The sequence below is a fragment of the Clostridium sp. AM49-4BH genome (assembly GCF_003478335.1).
GTDB lineage: Bacteria > Bacillota > Clostridia > Lachnospirales > Lachnospiraceae > Butyribacter.
Map to the genome: position 1 here is coordinate 25,476 of NZ_QUFB01000014.1, position 25,518 is coordinate 50,993.

The 25,518-nt window shown below is 41.8% G+C and carries 18 protein-coding genes and 1 tRNA gene; 3 read left to right on the plus strand and 16 right to left on the minus strand.

What is annotated here, in order from left to right; all coding sequences use genetic code 11:
* Positions 1-226: 226 nt before the first annotated feature.
* Entirely contained in the window at positions 227-1,714 is a 1,488-nt protein-coding gene (locus tag DW981_RS05800) for a DUF1846 domain-containing protein (RefSeq protein ID WP_118507074.1), read from the plus strand.
* 110 nt (positions 1,715-1,824) lie between these two features.
* Here the strand turns inward: DW981_RS05800 and DW981_RS15035 are convergent, their stop codons facing one another.
* The 7 genes from DW981_RS15035 to DW981_RS05835 form a co-directional block, all read right to left on the minus strand.
* A complete protein-coding gene (locus DW981_RS15035; RefSeq protein ID WP_182434153.1) occupies positions 1,825-3,408 on the minus strand; it encodes a hypothetical protein in 1,584 nt (527 codons plus the stop codon).
* 21 nt (positions 3,409-3,429) lie between these two features.
* A complete protein-coding gene (locus DW981_RS05810) occupies positions 3,430-4,344 on the minus strand; it encodes a chemotaxis protein (protein ID WP_022024596.1) in 915 nt (304 codons plus the stop codon).
* 11 nt (positions 4,345-4,355) lie between these two features.
* Positions 4,356-5,063 carry a hypothetical protein gene (locus DW981_RS05815; protein WP_022024595.1) on the minus strand — a complete coding sequence of 236 codons (708 nt, stop codon included), beginning with the start codon at positions 5,061-5,063 and terminating at the stop codon, positions 4,356-4,358.
* Between the two features lie 85 nt (positions 5,064-5,148).
* Positions 5,149-6,732: a HAMP domain-containing sensor histidine kinase gene (locus tag DW981_RS05820; protein WP_243034665.1), complete on the minus strand. Its 1,584-nt coding sequence runs from the start codon at positions 6,730-6,732 to the stop codon at positions 5,149-5,151.
* Positions 6,729-7,400 (minus strand): response regulator transcription factor, encoded by a 672-nt coding sequence (locus DW981_RS05825; protein WP_022024593.1) that lies wholly within the window; start codon positions 7,398-7,400, stop codon positions 6,729-6,731. Before DW981_RS05825 ends, DW981_RS05820 begins: the two co-directional genes overlap by 4 nt.
* 109 nt (positions 7,401-7,509) lie before the next feature.
* Positions 7,510-8,130 carry a hypothetical protein gene (locus DW981_RS05830; RefSeq protein ID WP_147352613.1) on the minus strand — a complete coding sequence of 207 codons (621 nt, stop codon included), beginning with the start codon at positions 8,128-8,130 and terminating at the stop codon, positions 7,510-7,512.
* A gap of 17 nt (positions 8,131-8,147) precedes the next feature.
* Positions 8,148-9,965, minus strand: coding sequence for an HAD hydrolase-like protein (locus tag DW981_RS05835; RefSeq protein ID WP_118507076.1), 1,818 nt, complete (start codon positions 9,963-9,965; stop codon positions 8,148-8,150).
* Between the two features lie 1,209 nt (positions 9,966-11,174).
* Between DW981_RS05835 and gdhA the strand changes: the two genes are divergently transcribed.
* Positions 11,175-12,527, plus strand: coding sequence for an NADP-specific glutamate dehydrogenase (gene gdhA, locus DW981_RS05840; RefSeq protein WP_118507077.1), 1,353 nt, complete (start codon positions 11,175-11,177; stop codon positions 12,525-12,527).
* 125 nt (positions 12,528-12,652) lie between these two features.
* On the opposite strand, the gene DW981_RS05845 is transcribed toward gdhA, so the two are convergent.
* From DW981_RS05845 to spo0A, 7 genes are all read right to left on the minus strand, one after another.
* Positions 12,653-13,180, minus strand: coding sequence for a hypothetical protein (locus DW981_RS05845; RefSeq protein ID WP_147352614.1), 528 nt, complete (start codon positions 13,178-13,180; stop codon positions 12,653-12,655).
* A 14-nt stretch (positions 13,181-13,194) separates the two neighbouring features.
* Entirely contained in the window at positions 13,195-13,368 is a 174-nt protein-coding gene (locus DW981_RS15040; protein WP_182434154.1) for a hypothetical protein, read from the minus strand.
* 47 nt (positions 13,369-13,415) lie between these two features.
* Positions 13,416-14,189 carry an SDR family NAD(P)-dependent oxidoreductase gene (locus DW981_RS05850; protein ID WP_118507079.1) on the minus strand — a complete coding sequence of 258 codons (774 nt, stop codon included), beginning with the start codon at positions 14,187-14,189 and terminating at the stop codon, positions 13,416-13,418.
* Between the two features lie 96 nt (positions 14,190-14,285).
* A tRNA-Thr gene (locus tag DW981_RS05855) sits at positions 14,286-14,358 on the minus strand.
* Between the two features lie 376 nt (positions 14,359-14,734).
* On the minus strand, positions 14,735-15,451 hold the full coding sequence (locus tag DW981_RS05860; RefSeq protein ID WP_118507080.1) for a pseudouridine synthase: 717 nt from the start codon (positions 15,449-15,451) through the stop codon (positions 14,735-14,737).
* A 128-nt stretch (positions 15,452-15,579) separates the two neighbouring features.
* On the minus strand, positions 15,580-17,016 hold the full coding sequence (gene glgA, locus DW981_RS05865; protein WP_022025651.1) for a glycogen synthase GlgA: 1,437 nt from the start codon (positions 17,014-17,016) through the stop codon (positions 15,580-15,582).
* 161 nt (positions 17,017-17,177) lie between these two features.
* Entirely contained in the window at positions 17,178-17,969 is a 792-nt protein-coding gene (gene spo0A, locus DW981_RS05870; RefSeq protein WP_022025652.1) for a sporulation transcription factor Spo0A, read from the minus strand.
* A 226-nt stretch (positions 17,970-18,195) separates the two neighbouring features.
* On the opposite strand from spo0A, the gene spoIVB reads away from it, so the two are divergent.
* Complete coding sequence (gene spoIVB, locus DW981_RS05875; protein ID WP_182434155.1) at positions 18,196-19,488, plus strand: SpoIVB peptidase; 1,293 nt, start codon at positions 18,196-18,198, stop codon at positions 19,486-19,488.
* On the opposite strand, the gene recN is transcribed toward spoIVB, so the two are convergent.
* Both recN and DW981_RS05885 read right to left on the minus strand, forming a co-directional pair.
* On the minus strand, positions 19,478-21,175 hold the full coding sequence (recN, locus tag DW981_RS05880) for a DNA repair protein RecN (RefSeq protein WP_118507082.1): 1,698 nt from the start codon (positions 21,173-21,175) through the stop codon (positions 19,478-19,480). The two genes, spoIVB and recN, sit on opposite strands and share 11 nt — an antisense overlap.
* Positions 21,176-21,269: 94 nt before the next feature.
* Positions 21,270-25,511: an Ig-like domain-containing protein gene (locus tag DW981_RS05885; RefSeq protein WP_182434156.1), complete on the minus strand. Its 4,242-nt coding sequence runs from the start codon at positions 25,509-25,511 to the stop codon at positions 21,270-21,272.
* Positions 25,512-25,518: the final 7 nt, after the last annotated feature.

Consider the following 25,518-nt stretch of genomic DNA (forward strand, 5'->3'; position numbering starts at 1 on the left):
AGGTTTAAAACTACCATATGTAAAATACTTTGAATGCCTTATTTTACGTATTCCCCTTCTCTTATCTCCTAGGCCAAGCATAACATATCCGTTATCAAAAATAAAGCACAATCTTTCCTTTCCCCCTGTCATTTTATATCCGTTTATGGTATCCTTATTGTGGGGTTATTTTTTACCGAATGTTGATGGGAACGTTCGTGTTATTACAAGAAAAAGGAGATTTTCAATGAAACAAATTGGCTTTGATAATGATAAATACTTATCCATGCAGTCTGCACATATTAGAGAGCGCATTTCTCAATTTGGCGATAAGCTGTACTTAGAGTTTGGCGGCAAATTATTTGACGATTATCATGCATCACGCGTACTTCCGGGCTTTGCACCGGACAGTAAATTACAAATGCTTTTACAACTTGCCGATCAGGCTGAAATGATCATTTCGATCAATGCATCAGATATTGAGCGTAACAAGATCAGACATGATCTCGGAATTACCTACGATCAGGATGTATTACGTCTGATCGATGTATATCAAAAGAAAGGACTTTATGTCAGCAGCGTAGTTATCACCCGTTACGCCGGACAGCCATCCGCAAATCTGTTTCAAAAAAAATTAGAATCCATCGGTATCCAGGTTTATCACCACTATACTATCGATGGATATCCAAACAATATCGACAAGATCGTAAGTGATGACGGCTATGGCAAAAACGATTATATTAAAACAACCAGACCGCTTGTCATTGTTACTGCACCGGGACCGGGAAGCGGTAAGATGGCAACCTGCCTTTCTCAGCTATACCATGAAAACAAAAACGGTATCAAGGCCGGTTATGCAAAGTTTGAGACATTCCCAATTTGGAATATTCCTTTGAAGCATCCGGTCAATTTAGCCTATGAGGCCGCAACTGCTGATCTGAATGATGTTAATATGATCGACCCATTTCATTTGGAAGCATATGGTGAAACTACGGTAAATTATAACCGCGACATTGAAATTTATCCGGTGCTCGCCGCCATGTTTGAACGCATCTATGGATACTGTCCATACAAGTCTCCAACAGATATGGGCGTCAATATGGCAGGCAACTGTATTATTGATGACGAAGTCTGTAAGGAGGCGTCGAAGCAGGAGATCATTCGCCGCTATTATCAGTCGCTCAACCGCTATATCAAAGATGAGGCATCGGGTGACGAAATATACAAACAGGAACTCATCATGAAGCAGGCTAAAATATCCGTAAACGATCGTGCTGTTGTTCCGATTGCTAACGAGCGGGCTAAGCAAAAAGGATCGGCTGCTGCAGCAATGGAACTGCCGGATGGAACCATCGTAACCGGTTCTACTTCTGATCTGCTCGGTCCGGCGTCCGCTGTACTGTTAAATGCGATCAAAGTATTAGGAAAGATTGATGATAATGAACATCTGATATCCCCTTCCTTTATTGAACCGATCCAGCACCTTAAGACCGGTTATCTTGGCAGCAAAAATCCACGCCTGCATACCGATGAAGTACTTATTGCGCTTTCAATGTGCGCTGTATCGGATCCGAAAGCCAAACTGGCATTAGAACAGCTCCCAAAATTGTCCGGGTGTCAGCTTCATGTTTCCGCGATCTTGTCATCGATCGATATCAACACTTTCAAAAAGCTTGGCATTGAATTAACCAATGAAGCCGTTTATGAGGGTGCTGCTACAACAGAAACGGAATGATCGTATTCCCGCATGCTATAATAAAAAGTTTCCTATAAAATAAAAAACAGCGTTTTCAAATTTTTTGAAAACGCTGTTTTTCATTTCTTATGTTTTCTATCACACGAAGATCATTCATTCCCCGTATTCTTTTTCATGGCTATCTCAACAACTTTACTGGTATACTCTGCCTTGTCTAAGCTTAGCAGTTCCCTTGCCTGCGACTCACTGACGCCATACTCAGATTGTAACAGAGATACGATCTGTTCTTTGCAGCCATCTACCTCGTCCTCGATCTCAAGCTGTTTGGCAGTCTCTAAATTTGCATCATATCTCTGCAAACCACGGATCAGCGCATTTAAGGCATCTGGATAATAATTCATAGCATCATAATTTTGATAAGAATCCAATGCTCTCTGTACCTGCATCACTGTTCGAATCTTATTATAGGTATCCGGATCTTTTTCTTTCACCTTCGTTCCTAACACCTCTTGGTATGCCTGCTCGTACTTACCCATCTCAAAGTATTTCATAGCCTGCTTCTTTGAACTGGAGTAACCATGTATGTTTGTGCCAGCAATCTCCACTACCAGAAAAGTAACGGTCAAGATAGCAATGATCGCAACACCAACTTTATTGAGCTTGCCGGTAACTTCATATTTTTCAGCTTCTGCCTCTTCTTCCTGCTGTGCTTTTTGCTCAGCCTTTTTGGCTTCTTTTTCCGCTTTTTTTGCAGCTTTTTCTTCCGCTTTTGCTGCTTTCTTCGCTTCTTTTTCTGCTTTTTTTGCTTCCTTTGCCTGCTCTTTTTCTGCCTTTTTCTGTTCTGCCAACTCCGCTTTTTCCGCAGCTTTTTGTTCTTCCTCTTCCTGTGCTTTTCGTTCTTCCTCGGCAATCTCATCGTTGATCACATTACCAAAGACACGCTGAAACAATCCTTTCTGATCTGTTGGCTCCTCTTCCGGATGTTCCTCCGGTGCCGCAATATCTAGCAGATCATCAATAGACACATCCTGTGATTCCGAATCAGCACCAAGCATATCAAAAATATCTGCTGCCTCAGCATCCTGATCTTCTACCAGTTCATCCTTTGATGCCGTCTCCTGCTGCAACGATCCAGTCATATCCAGATCATCCAACAATCCATCTAACATCATATTTAATGCCTGATCATCGGTCGAAGATTCTGATTTTCCGTCATTCATTAACGCTGCCGTCTCTGCTGAATCTCCGCCACTTACATCGTCAGAATACAAATTGATATTATCTAATAATTCACTGGTATTAATCGTCGCACTATCACCAGCCGGCTGTGAGATCTCTTCAGTACCTCCGTCGTCGATCGGTGCTGGAATCTCTTCAGAAGCTTCCGCAACCGACATTGGAATCTCTTCGGAAACTTCCTCCTCTACCGGCATTGGAATCTCTTCAGAAACTTTCTCCTCTACCGGCATTGGAATCTCTTCAGAAACTTCCTCCTCTACCGGCTCTACCGGCATTGGAATCTCTTCAGAAACTTCCTTCTCTACCGACATTGGAATCTCTTCGGAAACCTCCTCTGCCGGCATCGGTGCATCCTCAGACTGCTCATCTGACTTAAACTCCTCTATCCCTTCCAGATTTTCCAAATCTTCTATGTCCACAAAATCCGCCAAGGAACCCATATCCGCGAAATCAGCCGCATTCAGATCTTCTAATTCTTTGTCTTCTCCTGACATTACCGCAACCTCTTTTCTTCCTTATTGATGGTCCGTTACTCCGATCAAGTTATCTAATGCAGCAACCAACTGTCCAATCTCCGGTTTTGACAACTGGGCATCAGCTCCGAGCGACTCCCCTTTACGACGCATCTCTTCGTTGATCAACGAGGAAAAGATGACGACTGGAATATGGCAAAACTGATCAGACTCTTTGATCAATTTTGTCAAATGGTGTCCATCCATCTGCGGCATCTCAATATCTGTGATCACACAGGATACTTTCTCGTCCAAATTTCCCGACTTATAATAGTCGCATAACCGATCCCAACATTCCTGACCATTGTTTGTTGCCGTTACGTTTACATATCCGGCCTCAGACAAGCAGTTGACGATCATCTTGCTAAGCAAAATAGAATCTTCTGCAATCAAGATCGGTGTATCGTTTCGTTTTCTTCCCGTCAAATGATCGACAGAAGAGGCCTTCAATCCGGTTTCCGGATTAATTCCGGCAACAATCTCCTCAAAATCCAGTATAATAATCAGCTTACCATCAATCTTAACGATGCCTGTCGCCATGCTGTTATCACCACTATTCACCGTAGAATCCGGTTTCAAAATTTCTTTCCAGGAAATGCGATGAATTCCTGCAACTCCGTGTACATGAAATGCAGTATGCAACCCATTAAAGCCCGTTACGATATACATATCTCCCGCCGTATCTGCTTTCTTAGGCAGATTCATAACCACTGCCAGATCAATAATAGAAAGGATCTCATCTCTCGGCATAAATATCCCCTCTACTCTGGGATCTGCATTTGGCACCGGTGTTGGCACCTGATATGGCAAAATTTCCCGCACTTTCGCAACATTAATTCCATAGCTGTTGCCACCAACGGTAAATTCCAAAATCTCTAATTCATTTGTTCCACTTTCCAATAAAATACCTGTATCCATGCTCGCGCCTCCTATTTGATAGCTATTTCTGCCTGTTTGTCATCCCGTACAGCTACCAGTGATACATCTGACAAGTTAATTTCCTGATCCACCTCAAACACCAAAACTCCCTGTCTGTTATCTCCAGCCTTGATCTTCTGCTGAAAATATTGCAATTCGCCATTCGCAACTGTATGCTGTAGAAGTCCCACCTGTTTTCCCTCTGACCGCAGGTAAAAATCCGGTTTGTTTTTATGTAAGTCAACCTTTGCATTCGTATTCCCAGTATTTTTGATCCGAAAATATAATACAAGCAGTTTCTTACCCTTTCCGACTTTACAATACGCATAATCTGCACCGAGCGAAGATTTCAATTTTGCTGACACAAAGTCTACAGAAACCCCAGGAATTCCATACAATTTCGTTAAAGGAACTGTTATAACTTCTGCCTCTCCGTCCTTTCCGGCCGCAGCCTGCCCCGGTTCAGCACTCTGCACTGCTGCAGTTTCTGTCGGTGCCGGCGCAGGAGTAACGATCGGCGTTGGAGTTGGAGTCGGATTTAAAATACTACGGTCATAATCCAAACCATATGCATATTTACTGTCATGTTTTAACAACTCTCCTGCCATATATTCCGATGCTTTGCCGGCATCCAGCTTTGATAAATCAGGAACACTCGTGCTGCATCCGGTCAATGCACACGCGGCAGTGAGTACAGTTGCTATAATTCTCTTTTTCATCCTGCACTACCTCTTTTTATTGCGGGCATTTCATATGATTTTGCCCATACATTCATTATCTTTATACTACCATATTACCGCTATATCAGTCAATCGTCTTACAATCGAGTTCAAACCAAAATTCTACACCATTCTCATGATTGATCACTCCACATTTCTGATTCATAGAATCCATGATCGCTTTGACAATCGACAGCCCAATTCCGTTGCCTCCATAGGCTCTGGTACGCGCCTTATCCACCTTATAAAACTTGATCCATATCTTATCAAGGTCTTCCTCCGGTATCGTCTTACCGGTATTGAATACAGAAATGCGCTCAACATCGCCTCTCCGCTCCATTGTTACTCGTATAACCCTTTCACCATCCACATGATTAACTGCATTGCTGATATAGTTTGTAATAACCTCTTCGATCATATACTCATCTGCCCACACATAAACCGGATCCGTTTCATAAAATAAGATCTCTGCATCCTTTTGTTCTGCCAGCAAAGTTGCGGAATTAACCGAAGAACGAAGTACCTGTACAATATCAAAACGTTCAAAATGCACTTGATCACTGCCGAACTCGATCTGATTCAGTGTCAAAAGTTTTTTAACCATTTTATTCATTTTATTTGCTTCATCAATAATGACTTCGCAATAAAACTCCCGGCTCTCCTGATCATCGTTGATATTGTCCTGCAACCCCTCCGCATATCCTTGTATCAATGCGATTGGGGTTTTTAATTCATGCGATACATTCGACAAAAACTCCTTACGCATCTCATCAATCTGTATTTTATTTTGAATATCTTTTTGTAATTCGTTGTTCGCTGATTTTAATTCCAAAATGGTATTTTCTAACTTATCCGAAAGAGCATTAATACTGTGCCCTAATAAGCCGATCTCGTCTTTTGTGTGTACCGGATAACGTACATCAAAATCAAGATTTGCCATCTGATTAGCAATATCTGCAATCTTTAAAATTGGTTTTGCAAAACTATTGCTGACCACGATCATCAGCAGCATACTGACAACAACCGCTCCAACCGCCACATACCCAAGAAAATGATTAAAGATCGCCACACTCTCAGTCATGCTTTGATAATTCGTCCGCATATAGACAAACTGTCCGGACTTTAACTGACCAAACAATTCAATATACTCCGACCCTATTCGATCATCCATTATCTTATAAACTGAATAATTTTCGGATTCCGTAATCTTTTTTTTGGAATCACCACGTTCGCCAACACTGCCACCCCTTTCCAGCCCGAGCACATATTCCCTCGTCTTCTCTTCGACTGTCTTGCTCTGCCGTTCAGAAATGGTATCCGAAGATGGATAATCAAACGAATACATAATATTACCCAAAAAATTAGTCAGCTCAAACAGATAAATGCTATAGGAATGGTTTGCAGACATAATATCAATCTCACGTACACTTTTGTCGGACAATTGGCCATTCTTACTAAGCTGCGGCTGATCCTTCTGCGTTATCGTGTTGACCGAATTGTACGAATCCACCAGCATGGAAACCTTTTTGTGCTGGTAATATCCCGGCAGCAATGCATAATTTAACATCCAAAAGGCGCATAATGTAAAACCCAAGATCAAAAGCATCGTTATCATTAATTTTGTGCGGATCGACATGCCACGCACGTTACAATTTTCACGCTTTCTCATACTTCAAATTTATACCCCATTCCCCAGATTGTTTTGATATATTCGCCCTTGTCACCTAATTTGCTGCGCAATTTTTTTACATGCGTATCGATCGTTCGTGCATCCCCAAAATAATCATAATTCCACACATTGTTCAATATACGTTCCCTCGATAATGCAACGCCTTGATTGTCCATAAAATAGGTCAACAGTTCAAATTCTTTATAGCTGAGTTCTACCAGTTCTCCATTGATCCGCACCTCATGTGCAGCCCGATTCAGACTGATTCCTCCCGCTTCCATCACATCATCTTCAAGTGCATTAGTTCTCCGCAAGATTGCCTCTACACGTGCCACTAATATCTTCGGGCTAAACGGTTTCGAAATATATTCATCAACACCAAGATCAAATCCGAGTAACTCATCTTTCTCATCACTCTTGGCTGTCAACATAATGATCGGCACCTGTGAATACTGACGGATTTCCCGACAAACTTCCCAACCATCCATCTTCGGCATCATCACATCAAGGATGATCAGCGCAATGTCTTTGTTCGCAAAAAATACGTCAACCGCCTGTTCCCCATCTTCTGCTTCCAGCACGACAAATCCCTGTTTATTTAAGAAATCTTTGACAAGTTTACGCATACGCTGCTCATCGTCCACCACTAAGATTTTCAATTGTTCCATAGCTTTCACCAACCCTTTCTCATTATTCTATTTAATAAGAAGTCAATGAATATGCTCATTGACTTCTAAAATAAGTATATAAAATAATTATGAATAATCTGTGATAAGATCACTTATTTTTTAGTGCGTTTTCCCGCTCATCCAACTGTTTTTCTTTCTGTTCCAATTGATCCTGCCACTGCTCATATTCATCTACTAATTCTTCCCGCATTTCTTCTTTATAATTTGTAAAATACGTAAACACAGAATATCTGGTCTTAAATGTCACTAACAACATTCCCAAAATAATGATCAACAAAACGGTTATGACCATGTTTTTGATCGTTTTACCAGTCACTGCATCTTCATATGCTTTCTTATATCGTTTGAGCTGTCGCTCTATTTCTGTCTTGCCTGTCACACCAGAATCCGTTGCGCCCGATCCTTTACGTTGTTTATCGGAAGCGGCCTGTTCTGACACTGCAACCGGAATAGGCGCAAGTGTATCTTCTCCTACGATACCTGACTGCAGGATCTCAGTACGAAGTTCCTGTAAAAACTGCAGTCCGATAACTGTACAAAACGCATGCTTTTCGACGGATCGATTGTACACCTTTAGCAGTTCCTTTGGTTTCCCGGAACGAATTGTTTCCTTGAGATAGGAAATTGTTTCTTTCTCCTTGTGTGCCCGTTCAAATTCACGTTTTGTCAGGAATTGATATCCGTCCAAACAATATAACGTATTCTTCATACCATTCCCCATTTCTGTTATTTTGAAAACGTTGCATGCTTTGCGATCCATTTCTGTACAGCACTACTCAACGCATTATCCTTTAAGCTTTCTCGATTCTTCTTCTCATATTCTGCTTCAGAATCATATTTTTCAGTGTTATACTGATATTCCTCTGCCACCAGGTCTTTATATTCCTTGTCCGAATAATTGATCCCCTCTGCTTTTGCAATTGCTTCAACGACCAATTTTTCTTTGACAGCCTGCTTCGCCTGTTCGTCCAACTCATTTTTGACAAAGTCTTCTTCATTTTCGCTGCCCCAGGACTGAAAAATTTCGTCATGGCTCATACCGTACATATCCGCCATATCATAATACCCCTGCAGCACTTCCTGCTTGGCATCTTCTAATAATTCTTCCGGATATTTTTTTACTTTTGCATTTTCAAGAACTTCTGTCCATGCAAAATCCTGCTTATTATTCTCATTTTCTTTTGCTAGCTCCGTGCGAATATCAGCTTCATACTCTTTTGCTGTCTTAAAATCCGAAATCGACTGCACAAATTTATCATTCCAGGTCGGGACGATTTCATCTCCACAGATATATTTTACCGTAGCCTTAAAGGTAACTTCCTTACCGTCAATAGTATCATCTCCATAAGTTCCCTTTGGAATATTGATCTTAAAAGTGATCTGCTTGCCGGTCTTGGCACCTACAAAAGCACTTTCAAACCCTTTTACAAATTGGTCAGATCCAAGCTCTATAACCTCTTCTCCGCAAGTATCATCTACCTTTTTGCCATCAATATAGCCATTAAATTTAGCGTATATTTTGTCATCTTCCTGTACGGTGCCCTTTTTCTGTTCATACGTGACATTATCCTGTATCAGACCGTCGATCTCCTGCTGTACATTGTCATCAGTAACCGCTAAAGATACTTTAATTCCTTTATAATCACCAAGACGCACGCATTTGTTTGCATCATAGTCAGCCCCGGTATTCTCCTGTGTTATCTTGCTCCAAGGCTGCTTTTGTACGAGTAATGTGCCACCGACTCCCAAAGCAATCCCAAGAATAAGCATTCCACCGGCAATTGCCGTCCACTTTTTGCCAATCTTCTTATTATAAGAAGATATTTGACTTGATGCAGGCTGCTGTGTATTATCAACATCTGACATTGCCTGACACGGTGTTTCCGGAATTTGTTGTTCAAACCATTCAAGCATATCTGCCGTAGTGTGTACTACATAATCTGCACCAGCCTCTTCTAATTCTCCGGTTTCCGCATAACCATAATAAACACCTAAAGAACGGATACCACAGGATTTTGCTCCAATGACATCGTATTTACGATCACCAACCATTAATACTGTACCCTTATCCTGCTCAGTTACATTTAATCTACGCAATGCTTCTTCTACAACAGCCTGTTTGGAACCACGATCCCCTTTCAACGTATCTCCAGCAATCACATCAAAATATTCTTTAAGATGAAAGTGTTCCAAAATACGTTCTGTATATTCTTCCGGTTTTGAAGTTGCTACCGCTATTTTTACCTGCGTTTTTTTCAAATATTTTAAAACAGCTTCAAACCCTTCATACACATATGCCTCAAACAGACCTTCCGTCTGATAACGCTCCCGGTACTTTGCCGTAGCAGTCTTCGCCTCTTCTTCCGTTAAATCGGTATACTCACGGAATCCAACCACCAACGGAGGTCCGACAAATTTGCGCAGAGTCTGTTCCGCCGGTATCTCGCGCCCCATCTGTTCTAACGCATATCGGATACAATTCATGATCCCCTCTCCGGAGTTCGTAATTGTTCCATCTAAATCAAATAAAATATATTTCCACATAAAATTCTATTACTATCCTTTCCTATAAATTCTTATTTACTCAAACCTACCATAACTCAACATTTCACACAACCACATATTACTTATTATGTCAGCAATGAATATACTATTTTGCAGCCAATACATTAAATTGTTCTGCTATCAGAGAACTAAGATAATTGCCACAGAACGCAATGTTTTTACGTGATTTCTTATTTTGTTAAGTCTCTGATGTATACATGCCTGAAAGAATGTCTGAGATGTCCCGGTTTAGCAAGGTATCATCCATTTTTGGACGGGACGCTTTCGCTACGATGCGCTACGTCACGTTACTTAATGTCTCTGAAATACGAGACATAAGTAACGACGAGCGCAAAGTCCCTTTCAAAAATGATGAATACCTTGCTTCCGGGACATCGAGTTTTCTGTAAGGCATGTAAATCATCCATCAGAGACAACAAAATTTAGAAATCGCTATAAAAACAAAATGCGGCAAGGCAATTACTATAGTTCTCTGATGGCAGAAACCACTCTTTGACGGCTGCAAAATGCTATATAGTCATTGACATAATAAGTAATATGTGGTTTTGCAATAACTTCCGGTGTGGGAAGTTTGTATACAAGCACATACTTAATTATAACGAAATTTTATTTAAAAAACAAGAAGAGCCCGGGAAGGCTCTTCTTGTCGGGTAGCTCGCACTACCCAGCGTATAATAGGGTGGGAGTAGAAAGTTTTCACTTTCTGAAACCTATTATAACGAGCATATGTGTCCAAAGTGTGTCTGTTTCGTAAATGTTTTTTCTGATTTTCGACATATTTTTTATTGTTTTATACAGTATATGGTAATTTTGCACTTTTTCTACTGCATTTTTGTAATATTCCTGTTCTTTTAAATGTCATTTAGGTGCTAATCAAATCGGAAATTTACGAAAATCTTCATCTCCTTAGCAAAATTCCCGCCCCCTCGAGCACAAACACAATTTATACTTTTAATTCTTACATTATAGTATATTATATTAACATGTCAAAAATATGTCATTCAAATTATGCTCACACCTTTAAAAATTTTGTATAATTGTATACTATATTTATTTTTCAATTGTTTTTTCATTTTTTTATTGAATTTCTACGGTTTTTGTGCCATACTAAGAAGGTAGTAGCGTGATAAACACGTCAGGCTGGTATCCTTGTATACCAAACACTAAACATAAGGAGGTTTTTTAGCAATGGCGTTAAAGAATCAGTATTTAATTGACTTACTGGAAACAGTAAAAAAGAGAAACGCTGGTGAACCAGAGTTCATTCAGGCAGTTATGGAGGTATTTACCTCTTTGGAACCAGTTGTTGAAAGAAGACCTGACCTCGTTGAGGCTGGTGTTTTCGAGCGTATCGTTGAGCCTGAGAGACAGATTATTTTCCGTGTGCCTTGGGTTGATGATAATGGCAAGACACAGGTAAACCGTGGTTTCCGTATTCAGTTTAACTCTGCTATCGGACCATATAAGGGCGGACTTCGTCTTCATCCATCCGTATACAGCGGTATCATCAAATTCCTCGGATTTGAGCAGATTTTCAAAAACAGCTTAACAACACTTCCTATGGGTGGTGGCAAAGGTGGTTCTGACTTCGATCCTAAGGGCAAGAGCGATGGAGAAGTTATGCGTTTCTGCCAGAGTTTCATGACAGAGCTTTGCAAACATATCGGTCCTGACTGTGATGTTCCTGCTGGTGATATCGGAACCGGTGCTCGTGAAGTTGGTTACATGTTTGGTCAGTACAAGAGAATCCGTAATGAGTGGTCTGGTGTATTGACAGGTAAGGGATTAACTTTCGGTGGTTCTCTTGCTCGTACAGAAGCTACCGGTTATGGTCTTTGCTACTTCACAAATGAAATGTTAAAAGCAAATGGTAAGAGCTTCAAGGATCAGACCGTTGTAATCTCCGGTTCTGGTAACGTAGCTATTTATGCTACTGAGAAAGCTACAGAATTTGGTGCTAAAGTTGTTGCTCTTTCTGATTCTTCAGGATACATTCATGATCCGGATGGAATCGAGCTTGATCTCGTAAAACAGATCAAAGAGGTTGAGCGTGGACGTATCAAAGAGTACGCTGCCAGAACATCTCATAAGAATGTTACTTATACTGAGGGATGCAGTGGTATCTGGACAATCAAATGTGATATTGCTCTTCCATGTGCTACTCAGAACGAGATCGATGCAGAAAGTGCTAAGGCATTAGCTGCTAACGGCTGCTATGCAGTTGCAGAGGGTGCTAACATGCCTTCTACTCCAGAAGCAATTGATGTTTACTTCGCAAACAACATGCTCTATGGTCCGGCTAAGGCTGCTAACGCAGGTGGTGTTGCTACATCCGGTCTTGAGATGACACAGAACTCTCAGAGATTGTCTTGGACATTCGAAGAGGTTGATAACAAACTTCATGATATCATGAAAGAGATCTTCAAGTCTTGTGATGAGGCTTCCAAAGAATATGGTATGGAAGGCAACTACATGGCTGGTGCTAACATTGCTGGTTTCCTTAAGGTTGCAGAGGCAATGAAGGCTCAGGGTTGTGTATAATACTTAATTGAATTATCCTTTTGAAATAAGTAGAGAGGGTGTCACACAAACGTGTGGCACCCTCTTTTTTGATGAAATAAAAAACTCATCATTAAATCTTCTACGCAATTTCTAAGACCTATCATTTATACATCAGACGTGATATACTCTGGCAGTCTGTCACAGATCTGCGACACAGCCTCCGGTATAAATTGATACATCTCCTGATACGGCAAAAATATCGGATCCTCTATGGTATGTTCTGTTTCGAAAAAATAATTTTTGATCCATTCCCGACTTGCAGTTAATTCCTGTTCGGTAATATAATCTGCTATTTCATATGGTGTTACTTGACACAACGCTTGATATGCCTTATCGATCCCCGGAAACTCTTTCACAAGACGAAAATCGATCTGATCTACATCACGTCCAAATTTCACGTAGGTTTGCGGATTATCTCGATCATAACCGGTCACGGCGATCCGCTGCAATACATATGGATGAATTTCTAATATAAATTTCTCATCGGTAAGCATATGTGTCAGATAACCTAAATACAAACTGAAGCGTTCTTCTTTGTTATTATGTTTTGCAAAAAAATCCGACAAACGCCTTCGAAATAACTGTAAATGTTCCGGTTGCCGAAAGGTTCCATCCGGTATTCCGTCTCTCATGTGCGTATGCAGTTTCATCTCTCGACAGTACCTTCACGTGCCATAATTCCATCGGGACATATATTTCCCGCAAAAAAATCGTTCGAACAATATTTATCTGCCATCTTTCCCAAGTACCGCTCCGGTTCATTGGCAAATAATTGATCCAACTGTGTTGCAACCGCTAGATGAACAATCGTTCCTGCCATGCCACATCACCCGCTTTCCATCTATCTGTGCCGGTATTGCTTCGTTGCTATTTTAAATGCTGCTGTTTCAACCATAATTTCATCATTACTTTTTGTGGAAGCAGCTTACTGGCAAAATGTGCACCTTTCACATGTGCTCCGTATACGGAAATATCTTTTCCTCGGCGTGCATCCCGCATCGCCCTAGCCGCAACCACATCCGGCTGTACCATCCCGGCAAAATTGCTCGCTGCCTTTTTCGCACCGATCAATCCTCTCTCATAAAGACCGGTATCGATCCATCCCGGACACACCGCCGTTGCCGTAATATGTCTGTCCTTCAGTTCCACATTCAATGCTCGTGTATAATTGCGGACAAAAGCTTTGGTAGAACTGTAAATATTTTGATACGGAAGCGGCTGAAACGACGCTTGGGAAGCAATATTAATAATGTGGCTACCCGGTTTCATATACGGAATACAATACAGTCCCAGCGCAACTACCGCACTAATATTAAGATTGATCATATTAATGGATTCCTCCACACTCAGATCATCATAAGAACAAAATTTAGCATAACCTGCATTATTGATAAGATACTGTATCGCTGCACGCTCTTCTGCAATCATTGCACTGAGCTCTTTCCTCTGAACATTATCACTTAGATCCTTGGCAATCGGTCGTATTTTAGTGCCAAATTCTTCAGCCAGTTGTTGCAATTTCTGCGCATTCCGGGCAACTACCCAGATTTCAGAAAGTTTCTTTTCTTTGGATAGTATCTTGACAAATTCTCTGCCAAGACCTCCTGATGCTCCCGTAACAATAGCAATCGTTTTGTCCATAACGCCCCCCTTTGTCGTTATATAACACAACCTCCGCAAAGTTTGAATAATATAAAAATCCTTGAAAATACATATAATTTTCAAGGATTTATGTAAAGCTGAAAATCGGACTCGAACCGACGACCCCTTCATTACGAGTGAAGTGCTCTACCAACTGAGCTATTTCAGCACTGCGGTTTCCTAAGAAACTCACTGCCGTATATGTTATCACAATTTTCCTCAAAAAGCAAGTGATTTTTTACATGCTCTATCAAGCTTTTTCGATCCACCACTGTAGTTTTTCTATTGTAGTTTTCCCATGATTTTCCCAAAATATAATGGATGAGAAATTGAAAATATTTTTGACAAGGCATTTATATAATATAATCAAACTTCATACACTAACTACAAACCAACGAGGAGGCGGATTGGTTAGTGCCATAAAAACAATCGACAAAATTCATGGTGGCATGTTCTATCAAAGCAAAAAGCGCTAGAATCGACCAACGGCCGGTTCCAGCGCTTTTATCATGAAATACTTATTCTGTTTACTTGGATAATAGTCCTCATCGCTTTAATGCTGCAATTTCATCGGCTGTCAGTTCCCGGTACTCTCCTGTCTTCAGAGAGTCATCCAAGGTAAGCGTCCCCATGCTCACTCTCTGTAAGTACAATACCGGATGCCCTACTTTAGCAAACATTCGCTTTACCTGATGGTAACGTCCTTCACGAAGTTTTATCGTAACCGTCTGCTCCTGTTCCTCTGGGAACTGCTCCAAACAAGATACTTTCGCCGGCAGCGTCAGCTTCTCATCACCGATATCCATTCCCTGCTCTAGCTGCTTCACATCTGCATCGGACAAATTACCGGCGATCCGCACAAAATATGTTTTATCAACATGCTTACGCGGCGAAAGAAGCTCATGTGCTAAGGCACCATCATTCGTCAGCAGCAGCAATCCTTCCGTATCAATGTCCAACCTGCCCACAGGAAAAACATCTTGTGTATTAGCTTCCTGTAACAGATCTATTACCGTTTTATGCTCTCTATCTGTTGTTGCAGAAACAACACCGGCAGGTTTATTCAGCATATAATAACAAAACTGCTCGTATATGATCTGCTCACCGTCTAAGGTCACTTGATCTCTGTCCGGATCCAACTTGGTTTCCGGACGCTGCACCTTTGTCTCATTTACATACACTCTACCCTGTCGTATCCACTTCTTCACTTCAGCACGACTGCCTTCTGTCATCTCAGCCAGCCATTTATCCAATCGCAACACTCACGTTCCTCCCAGGAGACATAATAAAAGTCGATACAGCCACAAATTTGAGCATCAGCTCAAATTTGCTATGCGAAGCATAGTCTTTCTTAGCGACCACTTTGGTCGCTTCAGAAAGACTCTTCGTATTACATTCTGTTATACAGATCTGCATACTTCTGCGCAGATGAGTTCCAGGAGAAGTCCATTGCCATGCCACGATCAATGATCTTGTTCCATTCACGTTTGCGATTGAAATACACATCTTTAGCATAACGAATGGTATTTAACATTTCATGCGCATTATAATTGGCAAAGGAAAAACCGGTTCCTGTACCTTCATACTCATTGTATGGCTGCACAGTATCACGCAGTCCACCAGTCTCACGAACGATCGGCACGGTTCCATAACGAAGACTCATCAACTGACTCAATCCACAAGGTTCAAACAGAGATGGCATCAAAAACGCATCACAGGCTGCATAAATCTTGTGTGAACGTTCATTGGAATAGAAAATATTTGCAGATACTCTGTCATGATATTTCCACTCAAAATGACGGAACAGATTCTCATATCTTTCCTCACCGGTACCGAGTACAACAAGCTGCGTATCTTCTGCACAGATCTCCTCGATCACATAGTCGATCAGATCAAAACCTTTCTGATCTGTCAAACGAGAAACAATACCGATCATAAATTTCTTATCATCTTCCGCTAATCCGAGCTCTCGCTGCAGACCACGTTTATTTTTGATCTTTTCTTTGCGGAAATTCTTAACATTATAGTTGTGATATATGTATGGATCTTTTTCCGGATCATACTCGTTGTAATCCAGTCCATTGACAATACCGACCAACGAATTACTTCTGGCACGCATTAGACCATCCAAATGCTCACCATAAAATGGCATCTTGATCTCTTCTGCATAGGAATCACTCACAGTCGTGACAATATCTGCATATACAATACCGCCCTTCAAATAGTTGGCATCCCCAAATGCCTCTAATTTGTCAGAAGTAAAGAAATATGACTTCAATCCGGTAATATCCTGTACTTTCTGCAAGTCCCATACTCCCTGGAATTTCAAGTTATGTATTGTCATAATTGTCTTAATGCCATGATAGAATGGATTTTCCGCAAACATATCTTTCAGATATACCGGAATCAAACCTGTCTGCCAGTCATGGCAGTGAATAATATCCGGACGGAAATTTAAACTCGGCAGTGCGGACAAAGATGCTTTGCAGAAAAAGGCAAACTTTTCTATATCCTCATGTATATTGCCATATGGTTGAAAACCGGCAAAATAAAACTCATTATCAATAAAATAAAATTTTACGCCTTCATATTCCATTTCCATAATACCGACATACTGTTTTCTCCAAGCCAGGTCGATGTAGAAATGTGTTACATAATTCATTTTGTTCTTCCATTCTTCTGGAATACATGCGTATTTTGGCACCATAACGCGCACGTCAAATTCATTCTTATCGAAGTATTTTGGCAATGATCCCACAACATCTGCCAACCCACCTGTTTTTACAAATGGTACACATTCTGATGCTACAAACAATACATTTTTCATGGAATACCTCCTTTTTCTTTCGGATTCCCCAATTTAATTTGCTCCCCACCAGTCCTATTACTGATGTGCACATATCCACTGATATTTTGCTAATATTTAGCAGACACATACTCCCTTTATTATAAACTAAATCGAAGATGGTGAAAAGTATTTTTTATCAATTATGCGTTCATCTTGTATTCCAATCGAATCTTATCAGCAAGCAGTGCAATAAATTCTGAATTCGTTGGTTTTCCTTTGCGGTCGCTGACCGTGTAACCAAATAATTCCTCAATAGTATCGACTTTTCCACGACTCCACGCCACCTCAATCGCATGACGGATCGCACGCTCCACGCGGCTTGGCGTTGTCTGATGTTTTTTGGCAATATTCGGATACAACCGTTTGGTGATCGCTCCAAGCATTTCCGTATCACTGACCGACATCAGAATGGCATCTCTCAAATACTGATATCCTTTAATGTGCGCCGGGACACCAATTTCATGAATTGTCTGTGTTATTTCTGCCTCCATTGAATGATTTTGCAAACGATTTCTATTTTCAAAAACCGTAGTAACTACTTTATCACCTTTCTCTCCCGTCATACCTACTGACTTGACGCGCGCTATGATAACACGTGTATCAAAAGGTTTTAAAATGTAATAAGCCGCTCCCAATGCAAATGCGTGCTCTGTAACGCTTTCCTGACTGACCGCCGACACGACTATCACCTGTGGATGTACCGGGAAGTCCGGCCGCTGCATCCGTTCCATCACCCCCAGACCATCGATCTTCGGCATGATCAGATCTAACAATACAACATCGGGTCGTTTCAAATGTATCATCTGCAACGCCTCTTCTCCATCCGATGCTGTCCCGACTACTTCCACTTCCTCTTCTTTTTCCAATGCATTTTTCAACAAATTAACAATTCGCCGATTGTCGTCTACTACTAATACCCTAACCTTTTTCACATTCTGCCTCCATTCTCCCTAAGAAACACTGCAGTTACTTTGTTTTCATTATAAATTCTGATCAATTGCAAACTCAAGCAGTGTCCTATTCTTTTATTCGACGTGTACTGGCATAATATGTGAAAAACACTGTTATTATTTGGTAGTTTGTGTCGTATGACGCCATGTATAAATTTGCCGGACTTCGTACATACTTTCCATCAACAAGTTTTTTCAGAAAGGCGTGGTGACAGTTTATGAATCCAAATATTCAAAAAAGAAAACGCATTTACGCTGTGTACTCCTTTGCCTGCTGCTTATTGTATTTGGAGCAATTTCCTGTCGTTATTACACTGCCGCAGCCAAAAAAATACCGACGAAATTGATATTATATAAAAATCGCACTGAAAGTTTTAATCTGGGCTTTCCGTTTTATGCCAAATTGTCGTCAGATGATGCCAAAGCCGTCTCTTTTCAAAACGATGTTAAATCCACAAATCATGCACGTTCCGGACGGAAAATACAGGCAGTTGGCAACCATATCGGAAGCTACAAAGCAGGTCTGTCTCTGTTTGGTGTTATCCCCTGCGGTTCTCTGACGATTGATGTTGTCCCGGAAACAAAAGTGATGCCTGCCGGGAACGCTGTCGGCATCTATTTGGAATCCGATGGCATCATGGTCCTCGGCACGTCCGATGTACAGGGCAATGATGGTTTTATGTATCACCCTGCCAAAAATATCATAAATGCCGGCGATTACCTGTTAGCCATCAATGAAACTTCCGTCCAAAACATTCAACAGGTTACTTCCCTCCTACAGAAAAACGGTTCAAAAACCGTCACTCTGAAAATCCGACGCAATAATAAGGATCTTCAGATCAAGCTAAATCCCATTGCTACAAAAGATGGTTCTTACAGTCTGGGAATCTGGCTTAGAGAAGATACCGAAGGCATTGGAACGATGACCTGTGTATTAGAAAACAATACTTTTGCCGCTCTGGGGCACGGCATTACAGATGTAGATACCGGTCTGTTGATCGAATTAAATAATGGCGGCTTATATCAAGCTACCGTCAATAAGATCGTAAGTGGCAAAAAGGGAACACCCGGCGAATTATCCGGAATCGTTCATTTGAATAATAACAATAAGATCGGTTCAGTATTAACAAATAATCATTGGGGGATTTCAGGAAAGGTATCCGACCATGCATACCAATATCAGGAAGAAAAAGGAATCTCGTTAGCACTGAAACAAGAAATAAAAACCGGCAAAGCATCCATTCGCTGTCAGCTTGGCAAAGAAATAAGAGATTACGAAATCATGATCGATGAAGTTCAGATGAATGCAAAAGATAACAAAGATCTTGTTCTTCGGGTTACTGACCCGGAATTACTCCGAAAAACCAGTGGAATCGTACAAGGAATGAGTGGCAGTCCTATTCTCCAAAACGGAAAACTGATCGGAGCTGTCACTCATGTATTTGTCAATAATCCCCGCAAAGGGTATGGTATTTTTATTGAAGATATGCTCACGAAATAGACTGACGGATCTCTGCCTTTTTATGGATCGCAAGTTCTCTCATCTCACGTGCGCTGTCCATCACGGCATCTGTGATCTGTGCGCCGCCCAAAATTCTTGCAAGCTCCTGCACAGACTGTTCTTCATCCAAAGCGTAGATCGTTGTGGCCGTATGCGCATCCTCATTATTTTTTTCGATCAGATAATGCGTATCTGCCATAGCCGCGATCTGCGCAAGGTGTGATATACAGATCACCTGATGACATCCACCAATGAGCGCCATTTTTTCTGCGACTTTTTGTGCCGTTCGACCGCTGATCCCTACATCAATTTCATCAAAGATCAATGTACTGATCTCATCATGTTCCGCCAGTACCGCCTTAACTGCTAACATAATTCTAGATAATTCACCGCCGGATGCCGCCGTTCCGATCGGACGCATCGGCTCTCCCGGATTGGTCGAGATCATAAACTCAACCTCATCTCGTCCATTGACAGAATAATCGGCTGTCTGACGCACCTCGATATGAAACTGCACCTGTAAGAAATTCAGTTCCACCAATGCCTCTGTGATCTTTTGTTCTAGCACCGCTGCATATTCTTTGCGGTATCGCGTAATGACCGTACTCTGCATGGAAAGCTCTTTTTCCTCAACAGCAAGCTGTTCCTGCAATCCCTTCCGATACGTATCATATTCCTCATATTTTTGCAATTTTTCTGCGATATTTGCCGCATATTCCTCGACAGCTTCTACCGTACTGCCATATTTTGCCTGAAGGGATCTGATCTGATCGAGTCTTTTTTCCACTTGCATCTGTTCCTGCGGATCGCACTCAAAATCTTCCATATAACCGGAAACATCACGGTTAAAATCCCCTAACAGGCTGTCAATCTCTGATAACTGATCTGCAAAGCCCTGTACAGACTCATCATATTCTGCAATCTTGTGCAAATGACGAAGTGCTTCTCCAATCTGATCACTGGCTGCCCCACTGTCTGTCGCAGTCAAACGGCAGGCTTCACCCAAACCTTCTGCAATCGCAGATGCATGAGAAAGTCTTTGATAGTTCTCTTCCAGCTCTTCTTCCTCGCCCTCGCGCAGCTTAGCTTCTGTGATCTCCTGTAGTTCATACTGTAAAAAAGAGATTTCCCGCAGACGCTCTTCTTCCGGTATTTGTCCCTCTTCCAATTCTGCCTGTATATTCCGATAGTTGCGATAATGCTCCCCAAATTCCTGCAATGCCTGTGCAAGTTTTTCCTTCCCATAACGATCCAAAATTTCCATATGTTTTGACATATGCAACAATGACTGCTGCTCATTCTGTCCATGAATATCAATCAATATTCCGGCAATCTTCTTGATCAGAGACTGTGTTACTGTCTCTCCATTGACACGACATACACTGCGTTTCTGCATTAATTTACGAGAGATCAGCACATCCTCTCCATCTACCGTTACGCCAAGTGCTTCTAGTGCTTCTCGCTGCTCTGGGCGGTCCACGGTAAACAATAATTCCACCAATGCCTGATCCGCTCCGGTCCGTATCATATCTCCGGTAAATTTACCGCCTAATGCCAAATTGACCGATCCGATAATGATAGACTTTCCCGCACCGGTTTCACCGGTGAGTACATTCATATTTTCGGAAAAATCGACTTCCACTTCATCAATGATCGCCAGATTTTTCACATGCAAGTTTACTAACACCAGGTACCTCCTTCTACTCTATCTTCATTCATACTCTCTTTTGCTTTATTTACAAAACGCCAACCGGAATCCCGGCTGACGTTTTGGTTCAATATTATTTATTTACAGACACGATCGTCACTTTACATGCCACTTTACATCCATTGACATACGCATAAATGTAGGTCGTACCCTTTCCTCGTCCTGTCACGACACCATTTGCAACACTGGCTACACGTGCATTAGAACTATACCATGTAACGGTATCACTGGTTCCAAATACCGTCAATGTTTCTGTATCATATTGCCGCATGGACAACGATGACTTATTCATCGCTACGACATTTACACTTACGGTAGAACTTACACCGCCACTCGACATAATGGTGATCGTTGCATTACCGGTTCCTACCGCAGTAACCACGCCATTGGAATTTACCTTTGCGACACGCTTGTTGTCCGAAGCAAACTTCAAGGAATCCGATGTGTTATTTGGCAGTACACTATAAGCAAGTTTTGCCTTATCTCCGCGTTTCATCGTCAGACTGGACTGCGCCACTACAATACTGGAGATAGGAATTTCCTCCATCACTTTGACATGGCATACCGTTTTCTTGTTGCTGCCATCCTTAGTGCGCGCTGTGATCGTAACCTCTCCTGCTTTGAGACCTGTCACTTTACCACTTCCGGTCACCGTAGCAATGCTGTTATCCGAAGATCTCCATTTCAGCTTTTTAATGCTTGCCTTCTTTGGTCTGATCGATACATTCAGCTTGATCGAATGACCCACAAAACAGGTAGCATACTGTTTGGTCATTGTAATACTTGTAACCCGTCGAATAACTGTTACACGACAAGTTGCCTTCGCCTTTATTTTGCCCTTCGTCGTCACTGTCACCTTAGCAGCACCGATCCGCTTTCCTTTCACTTTACCGCCGGAGCTTACGCGGACCACTCGTTTATTCGAAGAACGCCATTTAACAGAAGGAGCTTTCGTTCCATTCGTTGTTATCGTCTTTTTCAAACGATATGACTGTCCAACACCAATACGTATATTGGTCTTATTTAATTTGATCTTTGTTTTTAATTTGGACACCTTAACACGGCAAGTCGCCTTGACACCGGACTGCACCAAAGTACAGGTTATCGTACAGCTTCCATACTTCTTACCGGTCACCTTACCATTCGCATTGACCGTCGCAATCTTAGAATTCGAGCTTCTCCAATTCGAAGCTGTGCTAGCATTTGACGGTGCTACGATCTTGCGGATCGTAAAACTATGTCCTTTCGCAATATTTTTGCTGACCGGTGATAGTCTCAACTTAACGGCCGGTACTACGGTCACTGTACAGGTACGTGTGATACCGCTTTCCACTGCCGTACACACGATTGCCGTAACTCCTGTCTTCACACCGGTAACCTTGCCCTTGGCATCAACCTTTGCCACACTGCTGTTTCCAGATTCATACTTCACGGACTTATCCGTTGCATTCTCCGGCGTAAAGACCGCATTGATCTGGAACGAACCACCTACCGTAACAGTTTTGTTCGTTGGACTGACGGCAAAATCTGTCGCTGGAACTTTCTTTTCTACAACTGTAACATAGCATTGGATCGGATCCTGCTTACCGATATCTTCTGCCCAACAAGTAACAACTACCGGGCCTCCTACTGTTACACCATGTACAACACCATCATCAGTTACTGTCGCTACTTCCTCATCGGCAGATGCAAAATGCAGTGTTTTATTGACAGAATCCGAAGGATTGAATAAGACATCCAGCGTCAAATCACTTCCCTCTTCTACTTCTACATATTTTTCTGCAAATTCGATCGACTGCAATCGATTGCGCACTGTAATAGAAATCACTGTCTTTGCAGGACTCTTACCATCCTTACGTGGATTACCTTCTACCATTACAACTGCTGATCCTGCAGAAATTGCTGTAATTCGACCCTCTTCGTCAACAGAGACTACTTTTTCCCCACTGATCACACTCCAGTTCAATGTAGGATCCGATGGTTTTTCCGGCTTAAACGTTGTTGTTACCTGGTAAATATCCCCTACGATCATATCCAAATGCGTGACATCTGTCGTAATCTCCGTGATCGGATCTTCTTTGATCGTAATAATACATTGTGCCTGTACATGGTTCGGATTATACTTTGGCGTAACTGTAATGATCGTTTCGCCCTCCGTTAACAATGTCACAACACCATTCTTATCAACACTGGCAACCGGCTCAGAAATATTAGAATTCACATTTCTGGCAGTCCAGACAAGCTCTTTTTCCGTTGCATTTGCCGGCTCGTACAATGCTTTCAGAAATACAAAACCGGACGCAAGTGTCGTTGTATACTCTGTTCCTTTATCAATGCGCAGACTGGTGATCGGTGCAGTGACCGTGATCACACAAGTTGCGTACGCTTTATTATCCATATTAAAAGCGGTAATAACAGCACTTCCGACTTTATTTAAGGCTGTTACTTCAGCCGAAATATTACCATCATTGGCGGAAACTTTTAACATTGATGTATCCGAAGATATCCATTCAATATTCGCTTTCGGCGCATCAATATTGGTATGTAATGTAACGCTGCCTCCTACTTCGATCGTTGCATGATCCGGTGTGATCATAAAATCTGTCGCGGCTACATTAACCGTGATCACACAAGAAGCGACCCAAGTAACACCATCACTGTCTGTCCATTTCAAAGTAACCGTAGCATGTGTGTTAGCTGGCGTTTCTTTCTTAGCAGTCACCGTAATATACTGTCCCTTTGTATCACTGAGCGAAACATACTCTTCGCCATCTACGGTCCATTCAAACTGCGATGCCTCTGCTACGGCATCTGAACCAATGACACCATGCAGATCTAATGTACTGCCGACTGCCATACTTGTTTCAGATATATTTAAGGAAAATGTATTTACAACGGTCACGCTCACAGTAACCGTATCTGTTCCCGTTGGAAAGCCCGGAATCTCATCGGTCGAAACCGATCCGTTCAGTTTCACTGATAATTTTGCATTACCGAGTGCCTTTGTTCGAACTAACATCTCCGCTTCATCAATAGAAATGATCGAATTACCGGTCGCTCCTAAAACAGTTGCCGTAAACTTCTTTTTCAGAACATCTCTCGGAATGTTAAACGCCGTCGACAGATCATAGGTACCACCGAGACTTACTGTAACTTCCTTATCGGTGAAGTCACACGATACGCTTGTCTTTAAGTTTACAGATCCGCACGCACAATTGCCTGACTTACTATCCTCAAAATTTTTGTAGGTTCCTTTGACATAAAACTGAATGTTGTATTCTCCGGACTTAGCATCAACACGGTAGTACGACTTGCCATTGCTGCGGAAATAATACAAGTCAATATCCTGATAATCTTGTCCCAGATTGCCAAGAGAATCGCGTACTAACACAGAATGTTCTCCTTCTCCTTTGGAAATAACCCAACTGATCTTATCACCGATTGCGATCTGCGGGTTTGCATCACTTTCAACCGTAAGTTGGATCATATCACCGTCTCTTACCACAACCGATCCGGTATCACTGGAACCACCGGCTAATATTGTGTTGCCATCTTGCGATAGTATCTGCGGCCTGACAAATACATTGATCGTATCCGTGTAACTGTCTGTACCTTCCGTCCATGTCACCGTAAGTGTTGCAGGGCCTGCTCCTACAGCCTGTAATACATGGTTCACAGCATTATATCGAATAACATCTGTATTACTGCATACCCAATCCGCTTCTTTACCATTTCCGAAAATTAACTTCAGAAAATTATTGCCGTCGGTAGAAGAACCTATATTTACGCTGCTTCCGTAATTCATGATCAATGCTTTTCTGGAATCTTCCGGATACAACTTTTCTAACTTAACACCCTGTACTCCCGTCAGATATTCGTTGATAGAAAACGCAAGTTCCAACGTCATTGTTATAATATCTGAAGTACCATCTGCATGATCGATCGTAACACGAACTGTCACATCACGAATCTGCGCATCTACCTGTTTGACAACTAATACGGCGGTACCACCTTTTTTGAATCCTGCGGCATCTGCATTTTCAATCTCAACAAGACTGGGATTCAAACTCTGCCATGTACAGACATCATTGGACTGTATTCCAAGCACAGCAAAAGTATCCCTCGAACGACGCATTGCAATACGCCCTCCATCTCCTACCTGATTACCGGAACTATCCGTAAATGTATATTCTGCTGCCTGTACAGATCCCGTATTCTTAATAGCAAAATAAGCGGCAAACCCTGTCAGGCATACCGCAAATAAACAAACTAATGCTATGATTTTTTGATAAAGGCATTTCTTCTGTCGGCTCATAATTCTC

Bases quoted from the DNA above. Each gene is read 5' to 3' on its own strand.
- DW981_RS05800 (WP_118507074.1), top strand. From the start codon at position 227: ATGAAACAAATTGGCTTTGATAATGATAAATACTTATCCATGCAGTCT.
- DW981_RS15035 (WP_182434153.1), bottom strand. From the start codon at position 3,408: ATGTCAGGAGAAGACAAAGAATTAGAAGATCTGAATGCGGCTGATTTC.
- DW981_RS05810 (WP_022024596.1), bottom strand. From the start codon at position 4,344: ATGGATACAGGTATTTTATTGGAAAGTGGAACAAATGAATTAGAGATT.
- DW981_RS05815 (WP_022024595.1), bottom strand. From the start codon at position 5,063: ATGAAAAAGAGAATTATAGCAACTGTACTCACTGCCGCGTGTGCATTG.
- DW981_RS05820 (WP_243034665.1), bottom strand. From the start codon at position 6,732: ATGAGAAAGCGTGAAAATTGTAACGTGCGTGGCATGTCGATCCGCACA.
- DW981_RS05825 (WP_022024593.1), bottom strand. From the start codon at position 7,400: ATGGAACAATTGAAAATCTTAGTGGTGGACGATGAGCAGCGTATGCGT.
- DW981_RS05830 (WP_147352613.1), bottom strand. From the start codon at position 8,130: ATGAAGAATACGTTATATTGTTTGGACGGATATCAATTCCTGACAAAA.
- DW981_RS05835 (WP_118507076.1), bottom strand. From the start codon at position 9,965: ATGTGGAAATATATTTTATTTGATTTAGATGGAACAATTACGAACTCC.
- gdhA (WP_118507077.1), top strand. From the start codon at position 11,175: ATGGCGTTAAAGAATCAGTATTTAATTGACTTACTGGAAACAGTAAAA.
- DW981_RS05845 (WP_147352614.1), bottom strand. From the start codon at position 13,180: ATGAGAGACGGAATACCGGATGGAACCTTTCGGCAACCGGAACATTTA.
- DW981_RS15040 (WP_182434154.1), bottom strand. From the start codon at position 13,368: ATGGCAGGAACGATTGTTCATCTAGCGGTTGCAACACAGTTGGATCAA.
- DW981_RS05850 (WP_118507079.1), bottom strand. From the start codon at position 14,189: ATGGACAAAACGATTGCTATTGTTACGGGAGCATCAGGAGGTCTTGGC.
- glgA (WP_022025651.1), bottom strand. From the start codon at position 17,016: ATGAAAAATGTATTGTTTGTAGCATCAGAATGTGTACCATTTGTAAAA.
- DW981_RS05885 (WP_182434156.1), bottom strand. From the start codon at position 25,511: ATGAGCCGACAGAAGAAATGCCTTTATCAAAAAATCATAGCATTAGTT.